This window comes from Rhizobium sp. OAE497 (assembly GCF_040546565.1).
Classification (GTDB): domain Bacteria; phylum Pseudomonadota; class Alphaproteobacteria; order Rhizobiales; family Rhizobiaceae; genus Rhizobium.
Map to the genome: position 1 here is coordinate 1,802,287 of NZ_JBEPOA010000001.1, position 18,495 is coordinate 1,820,781.

The window sequence follows — 18,495 nt, forward strand, 5'->3', positions numbered from 1 at the left end:
TCACCAGATTTGGTGATTGGGCCTGCTCAAATCAAGATTTGTGCAGGATTTCGTCACATGAGTGTCATGTCGCCATCAGCCTCAGTGACATCGAGAAAAGCCCCGGCTTTCGCCAGGGCTTTTCGGTATTCGCTTATGCCGAGTAGTACATGTCGTATTCGACAGGATGCGGCGTCATTTCGAAGCGCATCACTTCGGCCATCTTCAGCTCGATGAACGAGTCGATCTGGTCGTCGTCGAAAACGCCGCCGGCGGTCAGGAACTTGCGATCCTTGTCGAGGCTCTCAAGCGCTTCACGCAGCGAGCCGCAGACCGTCGGGATCTTCTTCAGTTCCTTCGGCGGCAGGTCGTACAGATCCTTGTCCATGGCCTTGCCCGGATGGATCTTGTTCTTGATGCCGTCGAGGCCGGCCATCAGCATCGCTGCGAAGGCGAGGTAGGGGTTCGCCATCGGATCCGGGAAGCGGACTTCGACGCGCTTTGCCTTCGGGTTGCTGCCGAACGGAATGCGGCAGGAAGCGGAGCGGTTGCGGGCCGAGTAGGCCAGCAGAACCGGCGCTTCATAACCCGGGACGAGACGCTTGTAGGAGTTCGTCGACGGGTTGGTGAAGGCGTTCAGCGCCTTGGCATGCTTGATGATGCCGCCGATGAAGTAGAGGCAGGATTCGGAAAGGCCTGCATATTCGTCGCCTGCGAAGCCCGGCTTGCCGCCCTTCCATATCGACAGGTGGACGTGCATGCCCGAGCCGTTGTCGCCGAAGATCGGCTTCGGCATGAAGGTTGCCGTCTTGCCATAGGCATTAGCGACCTGGTGCACGACATACTTGTAGATCTGCATCTTGTCGGCGTTGCGAACCAGCGTGTCGAACTTGATGCCGAGCTCGTGCTGGGCGGCAGCCACTTCGTGGTGGTGCTTTTCGACGACGACGCCCATTTCGCTGAGAACCGTCAGCATCTCGGAACGCATGTCCTGGGCGCTGTCGATCGGCGGAACCGGGAAGTAGCCGCCCTTGACGCGCGGACGGTGGCCGAGGTTGCCGGTTTCATATTCGGTGTCGTCGTTCGCCGGCAGTTCGGTCGAGTCGAGCTTGAAGCCGGTGTTGTACGGGTCGGCCTTGTACTTGACGTCGTCGAAGACGAAGAATTCGGCTTCCGGGCCGACGAATACGGTGTCGCCGATACCGGATGCCTTCAGATAGGCTTCGGCCTTCTTGGCGGTGCCGCGCGGGTCGCGGTTATAGGCTTCGCCCGAGACCGGATCGAGAATGTCGCAGATGATGACCATCGTCGACTGCGCGAAGAACGGGTCCATGTGAACCGTGTCGGTATCCGGCATGAGAACCATGTCGGACTCGTTGATGGCCTTCCAGCCGCCGATCGAGGAACCGTCGAACATGACGCCGTCGGCAAACATGTCTTCGTCCACGCAGACGACGTCCATCGTCACGTGCTGCAGCTTGCCCTTGGGGTCGGTGAAGCGCAGATCCACGAACTTGACGTCGTTCTCCTTGATCTGCTTCAGAATTTCGCTTGCACTCGCCATGAAACACTCCCTTTGATTTGCTATGACGACTTGGCTTTGCCTCTTGGGGGCAAGGCCTGCTTAAATAGCGTCGATACCGGTTTCGCCAGTACGAATGCGGATGACTTCCTCGACATTCGACACGAAAATCTTGCCATCGCCGATGCGGCCGGTCTGGGCGGCCTTGCGGATCGCGTCGATGACGGCTTCGGCGTTCTCGTCGGCGAGAACCACTTCGACCTTCACCTTCGGCAGGAAATCGACAACATATTCGGCGCCACGGTAAAGCTCCGTGTGGCCCTTCTGGCGACCGAAGCCCTTTGCTTCCGTAACCGTAATGCCCTGCAGGCCGACTTCCTGAAGGGCTTCCTTCACTTCGTCGAGCTTGAAAGGCTTAATGATCGCTTCGATCTTTTTCATGAGAAAATGACTCTCCGCTTCTCCCGTTAAAGCGTGCGTATGCCGCTCGCGAAACATGATGCAGGTATCATGCCAGTTCGCAACGGGCCAGATCGAAAAAATGCGGCAAATGCACCCAAAACCGCGCCAAGGCTCCTGTTTAGCTGCGATTTTTCGTAAGAAGATGACAATTTCGATCGGAAAAAATCGAAAATACCACGGAAATCGCAGATTTTTCTGTGGAAGTGAGTTTCGGTTCGCTGAATGTCGATGGATTAAAAATAGGCAATTGCACAAATAATGATCGTGTCTCCGTCGCCCGAAACCGGTTGTTTTTTAGGCGTTTTTTGACTTCAATGAGGTCATGACCGATCGATTGAGTGAATTGCTTCTGACGCCCGCCGAAATGGCGGCTGTCGACAAGGCGGCGGCCGAAAGCGGCATCGACAGCTTTGCGCTGATGAGCAGCGCAGGCGCGGCTGTGGCTGCGGCCGCGATGCGGCTTTATCCCGGCGCACTTCGCTTCGCCGTCCTCTGCGGACCCGGCAACAATGGCGGTGACGGCTATGTGGCAGCCCGCTTCCTGGCCGAGAGCGGCGCAGCGGTCGCTCTCTTCCAGCTCGGCGATCCCGAACGGCTGAAGGGCGACGCCGGGCGGGCCTATACGGAATGGAGTGGCGATGTCGAACCGCTCGAAGAGTACCGGCCAAAAGACGGCGACGTCGTCATCGATGCGTTGTTCGGCGCCGGGCTGAGCCGCGATGTGCCCGGCGAGGTCGAGGACGTCATCTCGGCCGTGCGTTGGGTGGATTTGCCCGTGATCGCCGTCGATCTGCCATCCGGCATCGACGGTGCGACGGGCGAGGTGCTCGGCGCGGCCTTTTCAGCCACGCAGACGATCACTTTCATGACCCGCAAGCCGGGCCATCTCTTGATGCCGGGCAGGGAGCTTTGCGGGGCACTCGATGTCATCGATATCGGCATTCCCGCCCGGATCGTCCGCGCGCATGCCGGTTCGGAGGTCGCCGAAAACACCCCGGCCCAATGGGCGCATCTGACGCCGTCGGCGCGGCTGGAGACCCACAAATACAAGCGCGGCCATCTCGTCGTCTTCTCCGGTTCGGCGGGAAAGACCGGCGCGGCGCGGATGTCGGCGATATCGGGCCTGAAGGCCGGTGCAGGTCTGGTGACGATCGCAGCGTCGGCGGAAGCGCTTGCGGAAAACAGCGCGCATCTGACGGCGGTCATGTTGCGCGAGATCGGCGACACGGAACAGCTGGAAGAATGGCTGGAGGACGACCGCCTGCACACTTTCGTGCTCGGTCCGGGCTTCGGGATCGGCGAGCAGGCGAGGGACTATGCCGCGACACTGAGCGACCGCCGCCTGGTGCTCGATGCTGACGGCATCACTTCGTTCCGCCAGGAGCCGAAGCGCCTGTTCGACCTGTTCTCCGGTGGCGAACCGCGTCTGGTCCTGACGCCGCATGACGGCGAATTCGCCCGTCTCTTCCCCGATATCGCCGCCGATACCGGGCTCGGCAAGACCGCCAAGGCACAGATGGCCGCGAAGCGCGCCAACGCGGCGATCGTCTTCAAGGGTGCCGATACCGTTATTGCGGCGCCGGATGGACGCGCGCTGATCAACACCAACGCGCCGGTCTGGCTGGCAACGGCAGGGTCCGGCGACGTGCTTGCCGGCATCATCGGCGCCTATCTGGCGCAGGGCCTTCCGGCCTTCGAGGCGGCGGCGATCGGCGTCTACCTGCACAGCCTCGCCGGACAGCGCGCCGGCAAGGGGCTGACGGCGGAAGATCTCGCCGCCCACGTCCTGCCGTTCTGACCGCCGGCCGGCTGATTACTTGCCGACCTCTTCCTGCAGCGCGATGGCGCCGAAGGGGGCATTCACCTTGCCCTCATGGATCATGAAGGCGAAGACGTCGCGTGGCTCGGCCTTCACCTTGCGATCCGCGTCGATGAGAGGCAGATCGTCGGGCACCTTGCCTTCGGCCCAGGTCTCCAGCCGCTTTGCCCAGGCCTTCAAGTCCTTGGGCGGATAGCAGGTCCGGATCTCGTCCGAACCCTTCTGCAGCCGCGCATAGACGAAATCCGCAGTGACGTCTGCGATCATCGGATAATCGAAATGTTCGGCGACAACGGGCGCCACGCCATATTTCGCCAGCAGCGCCACGAAATCCGGCGCCTTGAAACTGTCGTGGCGGACCTCGACGACATGGCGCAAGGGCAGGCCATCCTGCTTGTCGGGCAGCAGCTTCAGGAACGCTTCGAAATCGTCGGGCTCGAACTTCTTGGTCGGCGCGAACTGCCAGAGGATCGGCCCGAGACGGTCGCCGAGCTCCGTCAGTCCCTGTGTCAGGAACCGCTGCATGGATTCGCCGGCCTCGCCCAAAACCTTGCGGTTGGTAACGAAGCGGCTGGCCTTCAGCGAGAAGATGAAACCATCGGGCACATCCGCGCCCCATTTTGCGAAGGTCTCAGGCTTCTGCGAGCTGTAATAGGTGCCGTTGACCTCGATGACCTTCAGCTGGCGGCTGGCATAATTGAGCTCGTCCTTCTGCTTCAGGTCGGAGGGGAAGAAATGATTGCGCCAAGGCTCGAATGTCCAGCCGCCGATACCGACGCGGATAGTGCCGGATTTGCTCATTCTCTTCCTCCCTTTGCCCGTTCAGGCGATTTGCTTTGCCATGTCGACGATCACCCATCCTGGCCGGTAGGGGTTCGGCCGTCGACCCGTTTCCTGAAAGCCGAAGGCGCGGTAGATCGCGATATTCCTCTCCATTCGCGCATTGGTGTAGAGCCTGACTTCCGGCAGCTCCCATTCGCGCGTCTTGTCTTCCACCCAGCCGAGGATCGTACGGCCGATCCCGCGGCTGTGATGATCAGGCGAAACGGCGATGCTGAACAGCATCGTGTGATCCGCATGGCGTTCAAGAACAGCGAGCCCGCCAGGCTCGCCATCGATATCGAGCAGCCACACCTCGCCGTTGGCGATCCGCGGCGCATAATCCTCACGCATCGGCAGCGGCTCGCCGCCGAACTCCGCGACATAGGGGCCGTAAGCCGCCATGGTCAGGCGGCGCACGACTTCGAGATCGTCAGCGGCCGCCTGTCTCAGCATCTCACTCGGCCGCCGCGACCGTCTTTTTCACCGGGCGGCGCTCAAGCAGCTCCTTGAGGAACTGGCCGGTATAGGAGCGCTTCTCCTTGACAATCGCCTCGGGCGTGCCGGTCGCGACGATCTCGCCGCCGCCATCGCCGCCCTCGGGGCCGAAGTCGAGCACCCAGTCGGCCGTCTTGATGACTTCGAGATTGTGCTCGATGACGACGACGGAATTGCCCTGGTTGACGAGCTCGTGCAGCATTTCCAGGAGCTTGGCGACGTCGTGGAAGTGCAGGCCGGTGGTCGGTTCGTCGAGAATGTAGAGCGTGCGGCCGGTCGAGCGCTTCGACAGTTCCTTGGCGAGCTTGACGCGCTGCGCCTCACCGCCCGAAAGCGTATTCGCCTGCTGGCCGACTTTGATATAGCCGAGGCCGACATCGAAGAGCGACTGCAGCTTGTCGCGCACCGCGGGAACGGCAGCGAAGAACTCGACGCCTTCCTCGACCGTCATGTCGAGCACGTCGGAGATCGACTTGCCCTTGAAAGTGACGTCGAGCGTCTCGCGATTGTAGCGCTTGCCGTGGCAGACGTCGCAGGTGACGTAGACATCCGGCAGGAAGTGCATCTCGATCTTGATGACGCCGTCGCCCTGGCAGGCCTCGCAGCGGCCACCCTTGACGTTGAACGAGAAGCGGCCCGGCTGATAGCCGCGCGCCTTGGCTTCCGGCAGTCCGGCAAACCAGTCGCGGATCGGCGTGAAGGCACCGGTATAGGTCGCCGGGTTCGAGCGCGGCGTGCGGCCGATCGGGGACTGGTCGATATCGATCACCTTGTCGATATGCTCGAAGCCATCGATACGATCGTGATCGGCCGGGATTTCGCGCGCGCCCATGACACGGCGCGCCGCCGACTTGTAGAGCGTCTCGATCAGGAATGTGGACTTGCCGCCGCCGGAAACGCCGGTGACTGCCGTGAAGACGCCGAGCGGGATCGAGGCGGTGACGTTCTTGAGGTTGTTGCCCCTCGCGCCGACGACCTTGATCTCCTTGCCCTTCTTCGGCTTGCGCCGCTCATCGGGCACGGGAACGCCGAGTTCGCCGGATAGATACTTGCCGGTCAGCGACTTCGGGTTCGCCATGATGTCCTGAGGCGTGCCGTGGGCGATGACCTGGCCGCCGTGAATGCCCGCAGCCGGGCCGATATCGACCACGTCGTCTGCGGTCAGGATCGCGTCCTCGTCATGCTCGACGACGATCACGGTATTGCCGATGTCGCGCAGGTGTTTCAGCGTGTCGAGCAGGCGGGCATTGTCGCGCTGGTGCAGGCCGATCGACGGTTCGTCGAGAACGTAGAGCACACCCGTCAGGCCCGAGCCGATCTGCGATGCCAGACGAATGCGCTGGCTTTCGCCACCCGATAGCGTGCCCGAATTGCGTGACAGGCTCAGATATTCGAGGCCGACATCGTTCAGGAAGCGCAGGCGGTCGCGGATCTCCTTGAGAATGCGCACGGCGATCTCGTTCTGCTTCGCCGTAAAATGCGACGGCAGCACTTCGAACCAGTCGCGGGCGACGCGGATCGACATCTGCGTGACTTCGCCGATATGCAGCTTGTCGATTTTGACGGCCAGCGCTTCCGGCTTCAGCCGGTACCCGGCGCAGGACGGGCAGGGGGCGGCCGACATGAAGCGCTCGATCTCCTCGCGCGCCCAAGCGGAATCCGTTTCCTTCCAGCGGCGCTCGAGATTGGTGATGATGCCTTCGAAGGTCTTGTGCGTCGTGTAGGAGCGCGCGCCATCGGCATAGTGGAATTCGATCTTCTCTTCCGTGCCGTTCAGGATCACATCCTGCGCCTTGGCGGAAAGATCGCTCCAGCGGTTGCCGAGCTTGAAGCCGAAATGCTTGCCGAGCGCTTCCAGCGTCTGATTGTAATAAGGAGAAGACGACTTCGCCCAGGGCGCGATCGCGCCGTCGCGCAGCGTCCGCTCCGGTTCCGGGATGATCAGGTTGGCGTCGATTTTCTGCTGTGCGCCGAGACCGTCGCAGGTCGGGCAGGCGCCGGCCGGGTTGTTGAACGAGAAGAGCCGCGGCTCGATCTCCGGAATGGTGAAGCCGGAAACCGGGCAGGCGAACTTTTCAGAGAACAGCACGCGCTCATGCGTCTCGTTCAGCGACTTGTTGGCCGAACCGCCGGCAGCGGTTTCCTCCGGCGGCAGCGGCTTGTCGGCGAACTCGGCGACCGCCAGGCCATCGGCGAGCTTCAGCGACGTCTCAAGGCTGTCGGCGAGGCGCGAGGACATATCGGCGCGCACGACGATACGGTCGACGACGACGTCGATGTCATGCTTGTACTTCTTGTCGAGGGCGGGAACGTCGGCGATCTCGTAGAACTGACCGTCCACCTTGACGCGCTGGAAGCCCTTCTTCATGAGCTCAGCGAGTTCCTTCTTGTACTCGCCCTTGCGGCCACGCACGAGCGGCGCCAGAATATAAAGACGCGTGCCCTCCTCGAAGGCGAGCACGCGGTCGACCATCTGGCTGACCGTCTGGCTCTCGATCGGCAGGCCGGTGGCCGGGGAGTAGGGAACGCCGACGCGCGCAAACAGCAGGCGCATATAGTCGTAGATCTCGGTGACCGTGCCGACCGTCGAGCGCGGGTTGCGCGATGTCGTCTTCTGCTCGATCGAGATGGCAGGCGAGAGGCCGTCGATCTGGTCGACATCAGGCTTCTGCATCATTTCCAGGAACTGGCGTGCATAGGCCGACAGGCTTTCGACATAGCGCCGCTGCCCCTCGGCATAGATCGTATCGAATGCCAGCGAGGATTTGCCGGACCCTGAAAGGCCCGTCATCACGATAAGCTTGTTGCGCGGCAGATCGAGGTCGATGCCCTTCAAGTTATGCTCACGCGCGCCGCGGATGGAAATCGTCTTCAGTTCGCTCATCGTCTTCTGCTTTGGTCTCTTGGATGAAGCCCCTTATTTAGTGATGCTCGCGGGCGAGTCGAGGCTCAAATCCGGGGTAGGAGAAGGTTTTCGATTCTGTTGACAGGATCATAGTGAATAAATAGAACAAAGAAAGAACAAAATTCCTTGTGGATGACGGCCCGATGGACGCGCCTCGCAAGGGCTCTATAGTTTAAGGTACACCGATTGTTTCAAGCGCCGCCGGGCAGGGCGGCAGGTAAGGTGAAAAGCATGGCTGGTAGCGTAAACAAGGTAATTCTGATCGGAAACGTGGGCGCCGACCCCGAAATCCGCAGGACCCAGGACGGCCGTCCGATCGCCAACCTGCGTATCGCGACCTCTGAGCAGTGGCGCGACCGCAATTCCGGCGAACGCCGCGAAAAGACCGAATGGCACACTGTCGTCGTCTTCAACGAAGGCCTCTGCAAGGTTGTCGAGCAATACGTCAAGAAGGGCGCCAAGCTCTATATCGAAGGCGCGCTGCAGACCCGCAAGTGGCAGGACCAGCAGGGTCAGGACCGCTACTCGACGGAAGTCGTGCTGCAGGGTTTCAACTCGACGCTGACGATGCTCGATGGCCGTGGTGACGGCGGCGGCGCAAGCTCCGGCTTCGGCGGTGGCGGCGGCCGTGGCAACAACAACGACTATGGTGGCGGCGGTGGCGGCTACGGCGACGATTACGGCGCGCCCTCGCAGTCCTCCGGCGGCGGCCGTGGGCGGCAGCAGCAGTGGCGGCGGTAGCGGCGGCAACTTCTCGCGGGATCTCGACGACGACATCCCGTTCTGAGAACCGGACGGATCAAATGAAAACGGCGCCCCTTGAGGCGCCGTTTTTGTTAGGCCGGTGTGGCGCTGATCAGATTGAGCGCCGCCTTGGCGCCATCGACAACGAACTGCACCGCCAGGGCCGCCAGGATGACGCCGAGAAGCCGCGTCAGGATCGCCCGGCCGGTGGCGCCGAGGAAACGGTCGAGCCTGTCGGCGACGAGCAGGGCGCCCAGCGTGATCAGCAGGTTGGCGGCAATGACGATGATCAGCTGCGCGCGCTCGATCGACGAGGCGAAGGCACCAGAGAGCAGGATCGTCGCCGAGATCGCGCCCGGACCGGCAACCAGCGGGATTGCCAGCGGGAAGACGGCGATATTCTGGATGTGGTCCTTGGTGATGGCGACTTCGCTGGTCTTCTCCTTGCGGTCCTGACGCTTCTCAAAGACCATTTCAAAGGCGATCCAGAAGAGCAGCAGGCCACCAGCGAGGCGGAAGGCTCCCATCGATATGCCGAGCACGCCGAGGACGCCTGCGCCGAACAGCGCGAAGACCGCGAGGATGATGAAGGCGATCATCGAGCCGCGCAGCGCCACCTGCTTGCGCTGGGGCCGGCTCATGCCAGCGGTCAGCCCTAGAAAGATTGGCGCCAGCCCCGGTGGATCGATGGTCACGAGCAGGGTGGTGAAGGCATTGATCAGTTGGTCGGTGCTTGCCATTCGGTCTCCAAAACACCATATGAGGGCGAGGTTTTCGCGATTGTGGAGCGACTGCCCGCGTTTGGCAAACCGCCTGTTTTCGCGTAGGCCTCCTCCCGGCGCAAAAACGCCAGAATTGCCGCCTTTCCGCCGTAAAAGCCTGTTCAAAACTCCCGCTCAAATTGGCGCGGAACGGGGCTTTCCGCTATAAATCTTTCAGTGATTCTACAAAGAGATCGTGATCTGTTTTGACTGAACAAACACCCCCAGGCGGCGGGAAGCTCCCGCCAGGCATCGAGCCCATCTCCATCATGGAGGAAATGCAGCGGTCCTATCTCGATTACGCGATGAGCGTTATCGTCAGCCGCGCGCTTCCTGACGTGCGCGACGGCCTGAAGCCCGTCCACCGGCGCATCCTTTACGGCATGTCCGAGCTCGGCATCGACTGGAACAAGAAATACGTCAAATGCGCCCGCGTAACCGGTGACGTGATGGGTAAATACCATCCGCACGGCAACTCGGCGATCTACGATGCGCTCGCCCGTATGGCGCAGGATTGGTCTCTTCGCCTGCCGCTGATCGACGGCCAGGGCAACTTCGGCTCTGTCGACGGTGACCCGCCGGCGGCCGAACGCTACACCGAGTGCCGCCTGGAAAAGGCCGCGCATTCGCTGCTCGACGACCTCGACAAGGAAACGGTCGATTTCCGCGACAACTACGATGGCACGCTCTCCGAGCCGTCGGTGGTGCCGGCGAAGTTCCCGAACCTGCTGGTCAACGGCGCAGGCGGCATCGCCGTCGGCATGGCGACCAACATCCCGCCGCACAATCTCGTCGAAGTCATCGACGGCTGTATTGCGCTGATCGACAATCCGGCGATCGAGCTGCCGGATCTGATGCAGATCATCCCGGGTCCGGACTTCCCGACCGGCGCCAAGATCCTCGGCCGTTCCGGCATCCGCTCGGCCTATGAGACGGGCCGCGGTTCCGTCGTCATGCGCGGCGTTGCCACGATCGAGCCGATGCGCGGCGATCGCGAACAGATCATCATCACCGAAATCCCCTATCAGGTGAACAAGGCGACGATGATCGAGAAGATGGCCGAGCTGGTGCGCGAAAAGCGCATCGAGGGCATCTCCGACCTGCGCGACGAATCTGACCGCCAGGGCTACCGCGTCGTCGTCGAGCTGAAGCGCGACGCCAATGCCGACGTCATCCTCAATCAGCTCTACCGCTACACGCCGCTGCAGACCTCTTTCGGCTGCAACATGGTGGCGCTGAACGGCGGCAAGCCGGAACAGCTCAACCTGCTCGACATGCTCCGCGCCTTCGTCGCCTTCCGCGAAGAGGTCGTTAGCCGGAGAACGAAATTCCTGCTCCGCAAGGCGCGTGAGCGCGCCCACGTCTTGGTCGGTCTGGCGATCTCGGTTGCCAATATCGACGAAGTCATCCGCGTCATCCGCCAGGCGCCGGATCCTGCGACCGCACGCGAACAGCTGATGACGCGCCGCTGGCCGGCAGCGGATGTCGAAAGCCTGATCCGTTTGATCGACGATCCGCGTCACCGGATCAACGAGGACATGACGTATAACCTCTCGGAAGAGCAGGCCCGCGCCATCCTCGAACTGCGTCTCGCCCGCCTGACGGCGCTTGGCCGCGACGAAATCGGCGACGAACTCAACAAGATCGGCGAAGAAATCAAGGATTACCTCGATATTCTGTCGTCGCGCATTCGCATCATGACCATCGTCAAGGAAGAGCTGGGCGCAGTTCGCGACGAGTTCGGCACACCGCGCCGCACCGAGATCATCGATGGCGGTCTCGAAATGGACGATGAAGACCTCATCGCCCGCGAAGACATGGTCGTGACCGTCTCGCATCTCGGCTACATCAAGCGCGTGCCGCTGACGACCTACCGTGCGCAGCGCCGCGGCGGCAAGGGCCGCTCCGGCATGACCACCCGCGACGAAGATTTTGTTAGCCGGCTATTTGTGGTCAATACGCATACGCCCGTTCTGTTCTTCTCCTCGCGCGGTATCGTCTACAAGGAAAAGGTCTGGCGCCTGCCGATCGGCACGCCGACCTCGCGCGGCAAGGCGCTCATCAACATGCTGCCGCTGGCACCCGGCGAACGCATCACCACGATCCTGCCGCTGCCCGAGGATGAGGACAGCTGGGAAAGCCTCGACGTGATGTTCTCGACGACGCGCGGCACGGTTCGCCGCAACAAGTTGTCGGATTTCGTCCAGGTGAACCGCAACGGCAAGATCGCCATGAAGCTGGAAGAGGAGGGCGATGAAATCCTCTCCGTCGAGACCTGCACCGAGCACGACGACGTGCTTCTGACCACGGCGCTCGGCCAGTGCATCCGCTTCCCGGTCGATGACGTCCGCGTCTTTGCCGGCCGCAACTCGATCGGTGTGCGCGGTATCAACCTCGGCGATGGCGACAGCATCATCTCGATGACGATCGTCGGCCATGTCGATGCCGAGCCGTGGGAACGTGCTGCCTATCTGAAGCGTTCCGCTGCAGAGCGTCGCGCAACCGGCGTCGACGAAGAGGATATCGCTCTCGTCGGCGAGGAAGTCACCGAAGAGGGACAGCTTAACGACGAGCGCTATGAAGAGCTGAAGGCACGCGAGCAGTTCGTGCTGACGGTCTCCGAAAAGGGCTACGGCAAGCGTTCATCGTCTTACGACTTCCGTATCTCCGGCCGCGGCGGCAAGGGTATCCGCGCCACCGACACGTCGAAGACGGGCGAAATCGGCGCACTCGTCGCTGCCTTCCCGGTTGATGACGGCGACCAGATCATGCTCGTCTCCGATGGTGGCCAGTTGATCCGTGTTCCGGTCGGCGGCATCCGCATCGCCAGCCGTGCGACGAAGGGCGTCACGATCTTCTCGACCGCCAAGGATGAGAAGGTGGTTTCGGTCGAGCGCATCAGCGAACCGGAAGACGACAGCGAAGACGTTGGTGAGATCACCAACGAAACGCCGATCGAAGCCGGCGCAGTGCCTCCGGCAACCGAAGGCGACGAACCTTCATCTTCCACGGAAGAATAATTTAACCGGCTTTGGCTGGAAAACCGGGCGGCCCCTGCCGCCCGGTTTTTTTATGCGCTAAAGAGATTCCTGCTAGTCTGAGTTGATTTTAGGGCGAGGGAATCATGGGGAATTGGACGCGGCGCGGCGTTCTCGTTGCGGGCTCGGCGATCGCTGGCGCCGTTGCAGGGCAGTATCTTCTGACGCCGGCGAGCGATCCTGGTCCGGCTTTCCCGCCAGAAGACGATGTTTCCTCAAGCGCCACCATCCTCAACGACGCGGGCGAGCTTTCACCGACCCCGGTCGCCCAGCATCTGACCTTTAACGAGCCGCCGCAGGACGTGTTGATCGGCAAGCTCCGTGCGGCGCTTGCCGACGCCCGCAGCAACGGTCAATCGTTCGCCGCCAGCGCCGCGCGTCATTCCATGGGTGGTCATAGCCTGCCGCTGAACGGAACGGCGCTGACCCTCGATCAGGATTGGCTGGAGGCCGATACCTCGGCCAAGACCTATCGCGTTGCAGCCGGTGCCCGCTGGTCGACGATCATCCGCAAGCTCGATGCGATCGGCTTTTCGCCCGCCGTCATGCAATCGAACAACGACTTCGGCGTCGCCAGCACTTTTTCCGTCAATGCGCACGGCTGGCCCGTACCCTTCAGCGGCTGTGGCAGCACCGTGCGCTCGATGAAGATGATGACGGCCGATGGCAATCTGCTGACCTGCTCGCGCACTGAAAATACCGAGCTCTTCAATCACGCGATGGGCGGCTACGGCCTGTTCGGCGTCATTACAGAACTTGAGCTCGACATGGTGCCGAATACCTTGCTGGACCCGAGTTTCGAGCATCTGGCCGGCGAGGATATCGGCCGCCGCTTTGCCGAGGTCCTTGCGTCCGATCCCACAATCCAGATGGCCTATGGCCGCATGGATATCTCGCTCGACCGCTTCTTCGAAGATGCGTTGCTGATCACCTATCGCCCCTCGGCCGATCAGTCGAATATCCCGGCGGCGACGGGCTCCGGTCTTATCAGCCACGTCTCGCGCGAAATCTTCCGCCGCCAGCTCGGCTCGGACGGCGTCAAGCATATGCGCTGGTGGACGGAGGCGGTGCTGAACCCGCAGATCGCTGCCGCATCGACCCGCAACAGCCTGATGAACGAACCCGTCATCACCCTCGACGACCGCGATCCGACACGCACCGATATCCTGCACGAATATTTCGTCTCGCCATCGCGCTTTGCCGATTTTGTCACGGCCTGCCAGGAGGTTATCCCGGCCTCTTATCAGCAGCTGCTGAATATCACGCTACGTTATGTGAATACGGATAGCGACAGTGTCCTCGCCTATGCAACAGAGCCGCGCATTGCCGCCGTCATGCTGTTTTCGCAGGAAAAGACCGTGCGCGGTGAAGCCGATATGGCGCGAATGACCGAGGCGCTGATCGAACGCGTCATCGCCATCGGCGGCAGCTATTATCTGCCGTACCGGCCTCATGCGCGCCTCGACCAGCTGCAGCGAGCCTATGTCCGGGCAGGTGATTTCGCTGCGGTGAAACGCAAGGCCGATCCCGGTCTGCTGTTCCGCAACCGCTTCTGGGATAACTATCTGGGCAAGATCTGAGGGGGAATGATGAGCAAGCTTCGACTGATTGCCGGGCTTTACACCGTGGCGCTGCTGTTTGCCGCAGCGCTGAATTACATTCCCGGCCTGACGGATGCCGAGGGCAGGGCCTTCGGCATCTTCGCGCTCGATATCTATGACGACAGCCTGCATCTGGCTTCTGCGCTCTGGGCTGCGATCGCTGCCTATCTCTCGGTGCGAGCCTCGCGCTTCTTCCTCTTCTATTTCGGCCTGCTCTATTTCACCGATGGCCTGCTCGGCCTGATCACCGGCTCCGGCTATCTCGATCTCGGCATCGTCAATTACGGCATCCAGGACCTGCCGTTCGGCTTCAAGATCCTCGCAAACCTGCCGCATCTCTTCCTTGGCGGCGCAGCGATCGCATCGAGCTACATCTTCCGCAGTGAGGCGCGCTGATGCGCCGGGCTTTCAAGATCCTTGCATTGTTCGTCGCCGCCATCGTCGTGGTTGTGCTCCTCCTTCTGAGCCCTGCCGCCTATGTCGAGACCTTCTGCCATGCCGATCCGCAGGCAGATAGCTACAGCCCGCTGATCCGCGATCCGGCCATGCGCCGCGAGGAGGCCAATACCTTCCTGACCTATCCCGAATGGCATATCGTCTATGCCTATGACGGTCTCGCCGAGGTCCTGAAGACGGGCGACGAATACCGCTTCGATTATCTCGCCAGCGTCAAGGATTTCTGGAAGGCCGATTGTGCACTGACGGCGATCGCCGACCGCCACGGCGGCGCCGACACGCAGACGCGCATGATGGTCGCGACGATCGGTGTCTCCTTCACCCTCGAAATGGGCCTGAAGGCTGCCTATGAAGAAACGCTGGGGCGGCTGACCGCCTATTGGCGTGGCGATCAGAAGACGCCGCAGGATAGTGTCGCCCGCGACATGGCGATCGATTACGCCGCCTTCCTGCGCCAAACGCCCTGGTACAAATATCCCTTCCAGCCGCAGATCGACAAGCTCTGGGCGGCACCCGTCGATGAGCCCGTGCGCGGTTGGGAACGTCGCCTGGCGCTCGGCGGTGAATGGAAGGCGAAGATCGCCTATGCCGGAGTGATCGCCGATGCGGTGGCAGCCACCGGCGAGGCCAAGCTGACGATCTTCTCTGTTGTTTCAGGCATGTCGGCCGAGGCACTGTCGGCAATGCCCGATGTCCGCGTCGTTTCCGAGAGTGCCAATGGCATCCTCATAGAAACACCGCGCTACGACCGTTTCACCCATATTGTCTCCGACATCGCCAAGGCGGGCGGAAATGTCCGGGAGATTGCCGGAAATGACCAGATCATGGTGTCGCTGACCGCACCGGCGAGCGATCAGGCGCCGCCGCCCGGCGAGCTGATCGCCCGTTTCCCGCGCGCCGGCTTCGATAGCGACCGCCTGCTGGTTCTGGTCAGGATCACCGATCTCGCCCAGCTGCTGCGCGACCGGCCGATTGCGGATCCCGGCATCGAGCATATATTCGACTTCTGAAAGGGAGTGCGGTGATGGAATGGACACGGCGGATCGCAAGAACGGGTGTGACGGCTCTCATCATCCTCTGCGCCGTCTTCATGCTGTTTGCCGGCATCTTCGCCGCAACCGGGGAGGCGCCTGCCGCCATGGTCTTCCGCCCGCCCGGCAGCCCGGCGAGCCTTCCTGATGGCGTCAAGCTGCTGCGCTGGGGATCGGTCTTTGCTGTGGTGCGTGGTGAAAGCCCCGATTACGTCCGCAAGCTCTATGCATCGGGAGCAATCCTCGTGCTGCCTTACCGCAAGAGCGGCTGCCTCGCCTATCGCCCGGCATAAGGACAAAGAAAAAGCCGGACGCGGGGAAGGCGTCCGGCTTTTTGAATTGCCCGAGCGCGGAGGGGAATGCGCTCAGGGCAGGGGAACTGGCTTTAGAAAGTGATGCGCTTTTCGTTGTAAGCCTTCACCTCTTCGCTTTCACGGCGAAGGGCGGAAATCGTTGACGCCACGGACACGATGAACATTACGCTGATGAGGGCGGTCAGAACGGTCAAAATCGTGAACATGGGCAATCCTTTCCGAAGTTGCGTTCACGTTCCTCAGTACTGGCTTACGATTGCCGTGCGGGCAGCGGCGTAAGGGCCATATACCTTGGACGTATCAGGCTTCTGGTCATAGAGTGCGACAGTTGCAGTAAGCATTCCCGTAATCATTGCCATCCAGAAAACGTTAATGACGGTAATCTTATCGGGCATCTTCTTTTCCTTCTTGCGCGTATCGCATCTACGCTTCGGTGTTTAAATGCATCCGCCTGGAAATGGTTCCGCGGGATGTTGACGTGTCGTTTACTAAGCTTGGTCTGAAGCGACCTTGAATGCCTCGTTCATCTGGCGTTCAGATTCGAGGCCCGTTTTCACCGCAGCCGGCCGAGCTGGCGCATCAGTGCATAGTGCTCGCTGACCTCCGGGCGTACCCAGCGTACCTCGTACTTCTCCTTGAGAAGCCCATAGGCCACTTCGCCGATAAGGGAGATGATGACGGCAAGGGCGATCAGGAGCATGAGCATCGAAGTGACTTCCGGGGAGAGCCGGATGCCGGAATGGCATCGGCTGCGTTGATGATTTTGATTATGCAGATCGCATCTGAAACGGCCTTGAACGACCCATTCATCAGCCGTTCACGCACCCGGCATCGGCATGCCAAATGACTTGCGGTAAAGGGGTATCCATGACAAAAGGCAACGAACGAAACGGCCGGGTCCCATGACGCTTGCTTTTTATCCGGGGTCCTTCGACCCGATCACCAACGGACATATGGATGTACTTGTTCAGGCGCTGAACGTCGCCGAAAAAGTCATCGTTGCGATCGGTATTCATCCGGGCAAGGCGCCGCTGTTTTCCTTCGAGGAGCGCGCCGATCTCATCCGCCAGTCGCTCACCGAAATCCTGCCGCAGAGGGCTGCCGGCATCGAGGTCGTCTCTTTCGATAATCTCGTCGTCGATGCGGCGCGCAAGCATAAGGCATCGCTGCTGATCCGCGGGCTGCGCGACGGCACCGATCTCGACTATGAAATGCAGATGGCCGGCATGAACCGGCAGATGGCGCCGGATATCCAGACCATCTTTCTGCCGGCCGGAACGGCATCGCGGCCCATAACCGCCACATTGGTCCGCCAAATCGCCGCCATGGGTGGAGATGTCAGCGCCTTCGTACCGGCCGCAGTTCTTAAAGCCCTTCAATCCAAGCGCAAATCTTGAGGCGGTTTTCCGCCGCACCGGAGCTACAATGAAACTCTTTTATGTTGCCTTTGCCGCCGTGCTCTATGTCGCGTCCTTCGTTGGCGACGCCCTTGCAGCCGACACGCTCACCATCCAGCTGAAGGACGGCCCCGTCGTCATCCAGCTCGCTCCCGACGTTGCGCCGAAGCACGTTGCCCAGATCGAAGCGCTGGCCAAGAAGGGCGCCTATGACAACGTCGCCTTCCACCGCGTCATCGACGGTTTCATGGCCCAGACTGGCGACGTCCAGTATGGCAACATGTCGAAGGGCTTCGACCCGAGCCTCGCAGGCACCGGCGGTTCCGATCTTCCGAACATCCCGGCCGAGTTCTCCAAGACGCCTTTCGTGCGCGGCACGGTCGGCATGGCCCGCTCGCAGGATCCGGATTCGGCCAACTCGCAGTTTTTCATCATGTTCGCTGACGGCTCCTTCCTGAACGGCCAGTACACGGTCGTCGGCAAGGTCGTTTCCGGCATGGAATTCGTCGACAAGATCAAGAAGGGCGAAGGCCAGAACGGCGAAGTCAGCAATCCCGACCGCATGGTCAAGGTAACTGTCGGCAAGTGACCGGCAGCCACATCATTCCACAAGAAGAACGAGGAGAATAACAATGGCCGAGATCAAGGATCCCGAAAACACCATCATCCTGGAAACCACCAAGGGCAAGGTCGTTATCGCGCTCCTGCCGCAGGTGGCACCTGAGCATGTTGCCCGCATCAAGGAACTCGCTCGCGAGAAGGCCTATGACGGCGTCGTCTTCCACCGCGTCATCAACGACTTCATGGCCCAGACCGGCGACGTGAAGTTCGGCAAGAAGGGCAGCGAGAGCTTCAACCCGGGCCGTGCAGGCATGGGCGGTTCCGAGAAGCCGGACCTGAAGGCAGAATTCTCCGCCACCCCGCATATTCGCGGCGTTTGCTCGATGGCCCGCTCGCAGAACCCGAACTCGGCCAACAGCCAGTTCTTCATCTGCCTTGCGGATTCTCCGTGGCTCAACAAGCAGTATTCCGTCTGGGGCCAGGTCATCGAAGGCATGGACAACGTCGACAAGATCAAGAAGGGCGAGCCGGTCGTAGACCCGGATTCGATCGTCTCGATGCGGGTTGCCGCCGACGTCTGATTGTGAT

General features: G+C 61.3%; 17 protein-coding genes and 2 pseudogenes. 10 read left to right on the forward strand and 9 right to left on the reverse strand.

Annotated features, from left to right (window positions below; translation table 11 throughout):
• Nucleotides 1-133: 133 nt before the first annotated feature.
• Together glnA and ABIE40_RS09340 are read right to left on the reverse strand one after the other, a co-directional pair.
• Nucleotides 134-1,543 (reverse strand): type I glutamate--ammonia ligase, encoded by a 1,410-nt coding sequence (gene glnA / locus ABIE40_RS09335; RefSeq protein WP_199629291.1) that lies wholly within the window; start codon nucleotides 1,541-1,543, stop codon nucleotides 134-136.
• Between the two features lie 60 nt (nucleotides 1,544-1,603).
• A complete protein-coding gene (locus tag ABIE40_RS09340) occupies nucleotides 1,604-1,942 on the reverse strand; it encodes a P-II family nitrogen regulator (protein ID WP_003539626.1) in 339 nt (112 codons plus the stop codon).
• 343 nt (nucleotides 1,943-2,285) lie between these two features.
• Between ABIE40_RS09340 and ABIE40_RS09345 the strand changes: the two genes are divergently transcribed.
• Complete coding sequence (locus ABIE40_RS09345) at nucleotides 2,286-3,761, forward strand: NAD(P)H-hydrate dehydratase (protein WP_199629290.1); 1,476 nt, start codon at nucleotides 2,286-2,288, stop codon at nucleotides 3,759-3,761.
• Between the two features lie 15 nt (nucleotides 3,762-3,776).
• Here ABIE40_RS09345 and ABIE40_RS09350 read toward each other — a convergent pair whose 3' ends face one another.
• Genes ABIE40_RS09350 through uvrA form a run of 3 tightly spaced genes read right to left on the reverse strand, consistent with a single transcriptional unit; the run spans nucleotide 3,777 to nucleotide 7,983 of the window.
• A complete protein-coding gene (locus tag ABIE40_RS09350; RefSeq protein ID WP_112711877.1) occupies nucleotides 3,777-4,583 on the reverse strand; it encodes a DUF72 domain-containing protein in 807 nt (268 codons plus the stop codon).
• Nucleotides 4,584-4,604: 21 nt separating this feature from the next.
• Nucleotides 4,605-5,057, reverse strand: coding sequence for a GNAT family N-acetyltransferase (locus tag ABIE40_RS09355; protein WP_199629289.1), 453 nt, complete (start codon nucleotides 5,055-5,057; stop codon nucleotides 4,605-4,607).
• A gap of 1 nt (nucleotide 5,058) precedes the next feature.
• Complete coding sequence (uvrA, locus tag ABIE40_RS09360) at nucleotides 5,059-7,983, reverse strand: excinuclease ABC subunit UvrA (protein ID WP_199629288.1); 2,925 nt, start codon at nucleotides 7,981-7,983, stop codon at nucleotides 5,059-5,061.
• A gap of 252 nt (nucleotides 7,984-8,235) precedes the next feature.
• Here uvrA and ABIE40_RS09365 point away from each other — a divergent pair.
• A pseudogene (locus ABIE40_RS09365) lies at nucleotides 8,236-8,791 on the forward strand (single-stranded DNA-binding protein).
• A gap of 49 nt (nucleotides 8,792-8,840) precedes the next feature.
• Here ABIE40_RS09365 and ABIE40_RS09370 read toward each other — a convergent pair.
• Complete coding sequence (locus ABIE40_RS09370; RefSeq protein ID WP_112711885.1) at nucleotides 8,841-9,488, reverse strand: MarC family protein; 648 nt, start codon at nucleotides 9,486-9,488, stop codon at nucleotides 8,841-8,843.
• Nucleotides 9,489-9,715: 227 nt separating this feature from the next.
• Between ABIE40_RS09370 and gyrA the strand changes: the two genes are divergently transcribed.
• The 5 genes from gyrA (at nucleotide 9,716) to ABIE40_RS09395 (ending at nucleotide 15,928) form a co-directional block, all read left to right on the forward strand.
• Complete coding sequence (gene gyrA / locus ABIE40_RS09375; protein WP_130278335.1) at nucleotides 9,716-12,529, forward strand: DNA gyrase subunit A; 2,814 nt, start codon at nucleotides 9,716-9,718, stop codon at nucleotides 12,527-12,529.
• Nucleotides 12,530-12,633: 104 nt separating this feature from the next.
• Nucleotides 12,634-14,127 carry an FAD-binding oxidoreductase gene (locus tag ABIE40_RS09380; RefSeq protein WP_199629287.1) on the forward strand — a complete coding sequence of 498 codons (1,494 nt, stop codon included), beginning with the start codon at nucleotides 12,634-12,636 and terminating at the stop codon, nucleotides 14,125-14,127.
• A gap of 9 nt (nucleotides 14,128-14,136) precedes the next feature.
• Nucleotides 14,137-14,544 carry a hypothetical protein gene (locus tag ABIE40_RS09385; RefSeq protein WP_112711953.1) on the forward strand — a complete coding sequence of 136 codons (408 nt, stop codon included), beginning with the start codon at nucleotides 14,137-14,139 and terminating at the stop codon, nucleotides 14,542-14,544.
• A complete protein-coding gene (locus tag ABIE40_RS09390; protein WP_199629286.1) occupies nucleotides 14,544-15,614 on the forward strand; it encodes a hypothetical protein in 1,071 nt (356 codons plus the stop codon). Before ABIE40_RS09385 ends, ABIE40_RS09390 begins: the two co-directional genes overlap by 1 nt.
• Nucleotides 15,615-15,628: 14 nt before the next feature.
• Nucleotides 15,629-15,928 (forward strand): hypothetical protein, encoded by a 300-nt coding sequence (locus tag ABIE40_RS09395; RefSeq protein WP_354540989.1) that lies wholly within the window; start codon nucleotides 15,629-15,631, stop codon nucleotides 15,926-15,928.
• 92 nt (nucleotides 15,929-16,020) lie between these two features.
• Here ABIE40_RS09395 and ABIE40_RS09400 read toward each other — a convergent pair whose 3' ends face one another.
• From ABIE40_RS09400 to ABIE40_RS09410, 3 genes and pseudogenes are all read right to left on the reverse strand, one after another.
• Complete coding sequence (locus ABIE40_RS09400) at nucleotides 16,021-16,155, reverse strand: hypothetical protein (RefSeq protein ID WP_281438207.1); 135 nt, start codon at nucleotides 16,153-16,155, stop codon at nucleotides 16,021-16,023.
• 33 nt (nucleotides 16,156-16,188) lie between these two features.
• On the reverse strand, nucleotides 16,189-16,344 hold the full coding sequence (locus ABIE40_RS09405; RefSeq protein WP_165402599.1) for a hypothetical protein: 156 nt from the start codon (nucleotides 16,342-16,344) through the stop codon (nucleotides 16,189-16,191).
• A 139-nt stretch (nucleotides 16,345-16,483) separates the two neighbouring features.
• Nucleotides 16,484-16,759, reverse strand: a pseudogene (locus ABIE40_RS09410) (hypothetical protein).
• A gap of 92 nt (nucleotides 16,760-16,851) precedes the next feature.
• On the opposite strand from ABIE40_RS09410, the gene coaD reads away from it, so the two are divergent.
• Genes coaD through ABIE40_RS09425 form a run of 3 tightly spaced genes read left to right on the forward strand, consistent with a single transcriptional unit; the run spans nucleotide 16,852 to nucleotide 18,488 of the window.
• Nucleotides 16,852-17,346, forward strand: a complete 495-nt coding sequence (coaD, locus tag ABIE40_RS09415; protein WP_199629285.1) for a pantetheine-phosphate adenylyltransferase — start codon at nucleotides 16,852-16,854, stop codon at nucleotides 17,344-17,346.
• A gap of 28 nt (nucleotides 17,347-17,374) precedes the next feature.
• Nucleotides 17,375-17,935 (forward strand): peptidylprolyl isomerase, encoded by a 561-nt coding sequence (locus ABIE40_RS09420; RefSeq protein ID WP_130278331.1) that lies wholly within the window; start codon nucleotides 17,375-17,377, stop codon nucleotides 17,933-17,935.
• A 43-nt stretch (nucleotides 17,936-17,978) separates the two neighbouring features.
• Complete coding sequence (locus ABIE40_RS09425) at nucleotides 17,979-18,488, forward strand: peptidylprolyl isomerase (RefSeq protein ID WP_199629284.1); 510 nt, start codon at nucleotides 17,979-17,981, stop codon at nucleotides 18,486-18,488.
• Nucleotides 18,489-18,495 lie beyond the last annotated feature (7 nt).

Coding starts and splice junctions, on each gene's coding strand:
- ABIE40_RS09370 (WP_112711885.1), bottom strand. CDS start 9,488: ATGGCAAGCACCGACCAACTGATCAATGCCTTCACCACCCTGCTCGTG.
- ABIE40_RS09355 (WP_199629289.1), bottom strand. CDS start 5,057: ATGCTGAGACAGGCGGCCGCTGACGATCTCGAAGTCGTGCGCCGCCTG.
- ABIE40_RS09400 (WP_281438207.1), bottom strand. CDS start 16,155: ATGTTCACGATTTTGACCGTTCTGACCGCCCTCATCAGCGTAATGTTC.
- ABIE40_RS09345 (WP_199629290.1), top strand. CDS start 2,286: ATGACCGATCGATTGAGTGAATTGCTTCTGACGCCCGCCGAAATGGCG.
- uvrA (WP_199629288.1), bottom strand. CDS start 7,983: ATGAGCGAACTGAAGACGATTTCCATCCGCGGCGCGCGTGAGCATAAC.
- glnA (WP_199629291.1), bottom strand. CDS start 1,543: ATGGCGAGTGCAAGCGAAATTCTGAAGCAGATCAAGGAGAACGACGTC.
- ABIE40_RS09420 (WP_130278331.1), top strand. CDS start 17,375: ATGAAACTCTTTTATGTTGCCTTTGCCGCCGTGCTCTATGTCGCGTCC.
- ABIE40_RS09395 (WP_354540989.1), top strand. CDS start 15,629: ATGGAATGGACACGGCGGATCGCAAGAACGGGTGTGACGGCTCTCATC.
- ABIE40_RS09405 (WP_165402599.1), bottom strand. CDS start 16,344: ATGCCCGATAAGATTACCGTCATTAACGTTTTCTGGATGGCAATGATT.
- ABIE40_RS09390 (WP_199629286.1), top strand. CDS start 14,544: ATGCGCCGGGCTTTCAAGATCCTTGCATTGTTCGTCGCCGCCATCGTC.
- ABIE40_RS09340 (WP_003539626.1), bottom strand. CDS start 1,942: ATGAAAAAGATCGAAGCGATCATTAAGCCTTTCAAGCTCGACGAAGTG.
- ABIE40_RS09380 (WP_199629287.1), top strand. CDS start 12,634: ATGGGGAATTGGACGCGGCGCGGCGTTCTCGTTGCGGGCTCGGCGATC.
- ABIE40_RS09425 (WP_199629284.1), top strand. CDS start 17,979: ATGGCCGAGATCAAGGATCCCGAAAACACCATCATCCTGGAAACCACC.
- coaD (WP_199629285.1), top strand. CDS start 16,852: ATGACGCTTGCTTTTTATCCGGGGTCCTTCGACCCGATCACCAACGGA.
- ABIE40_RS09350 (WP_112711877.1), bottom strand. CDS start 4,583: ATGAGCAAATCCGGCACTATCCGCGTCGGTATCGGCGGCTGGACATTC.
- ABIE40_RS09385 (WP_112711953.1), top strand. CDS start 14,137: ATGAGCAAGCTTCGACTGATTGCCGGGCTTTACACCGTGGCGCTGCTG.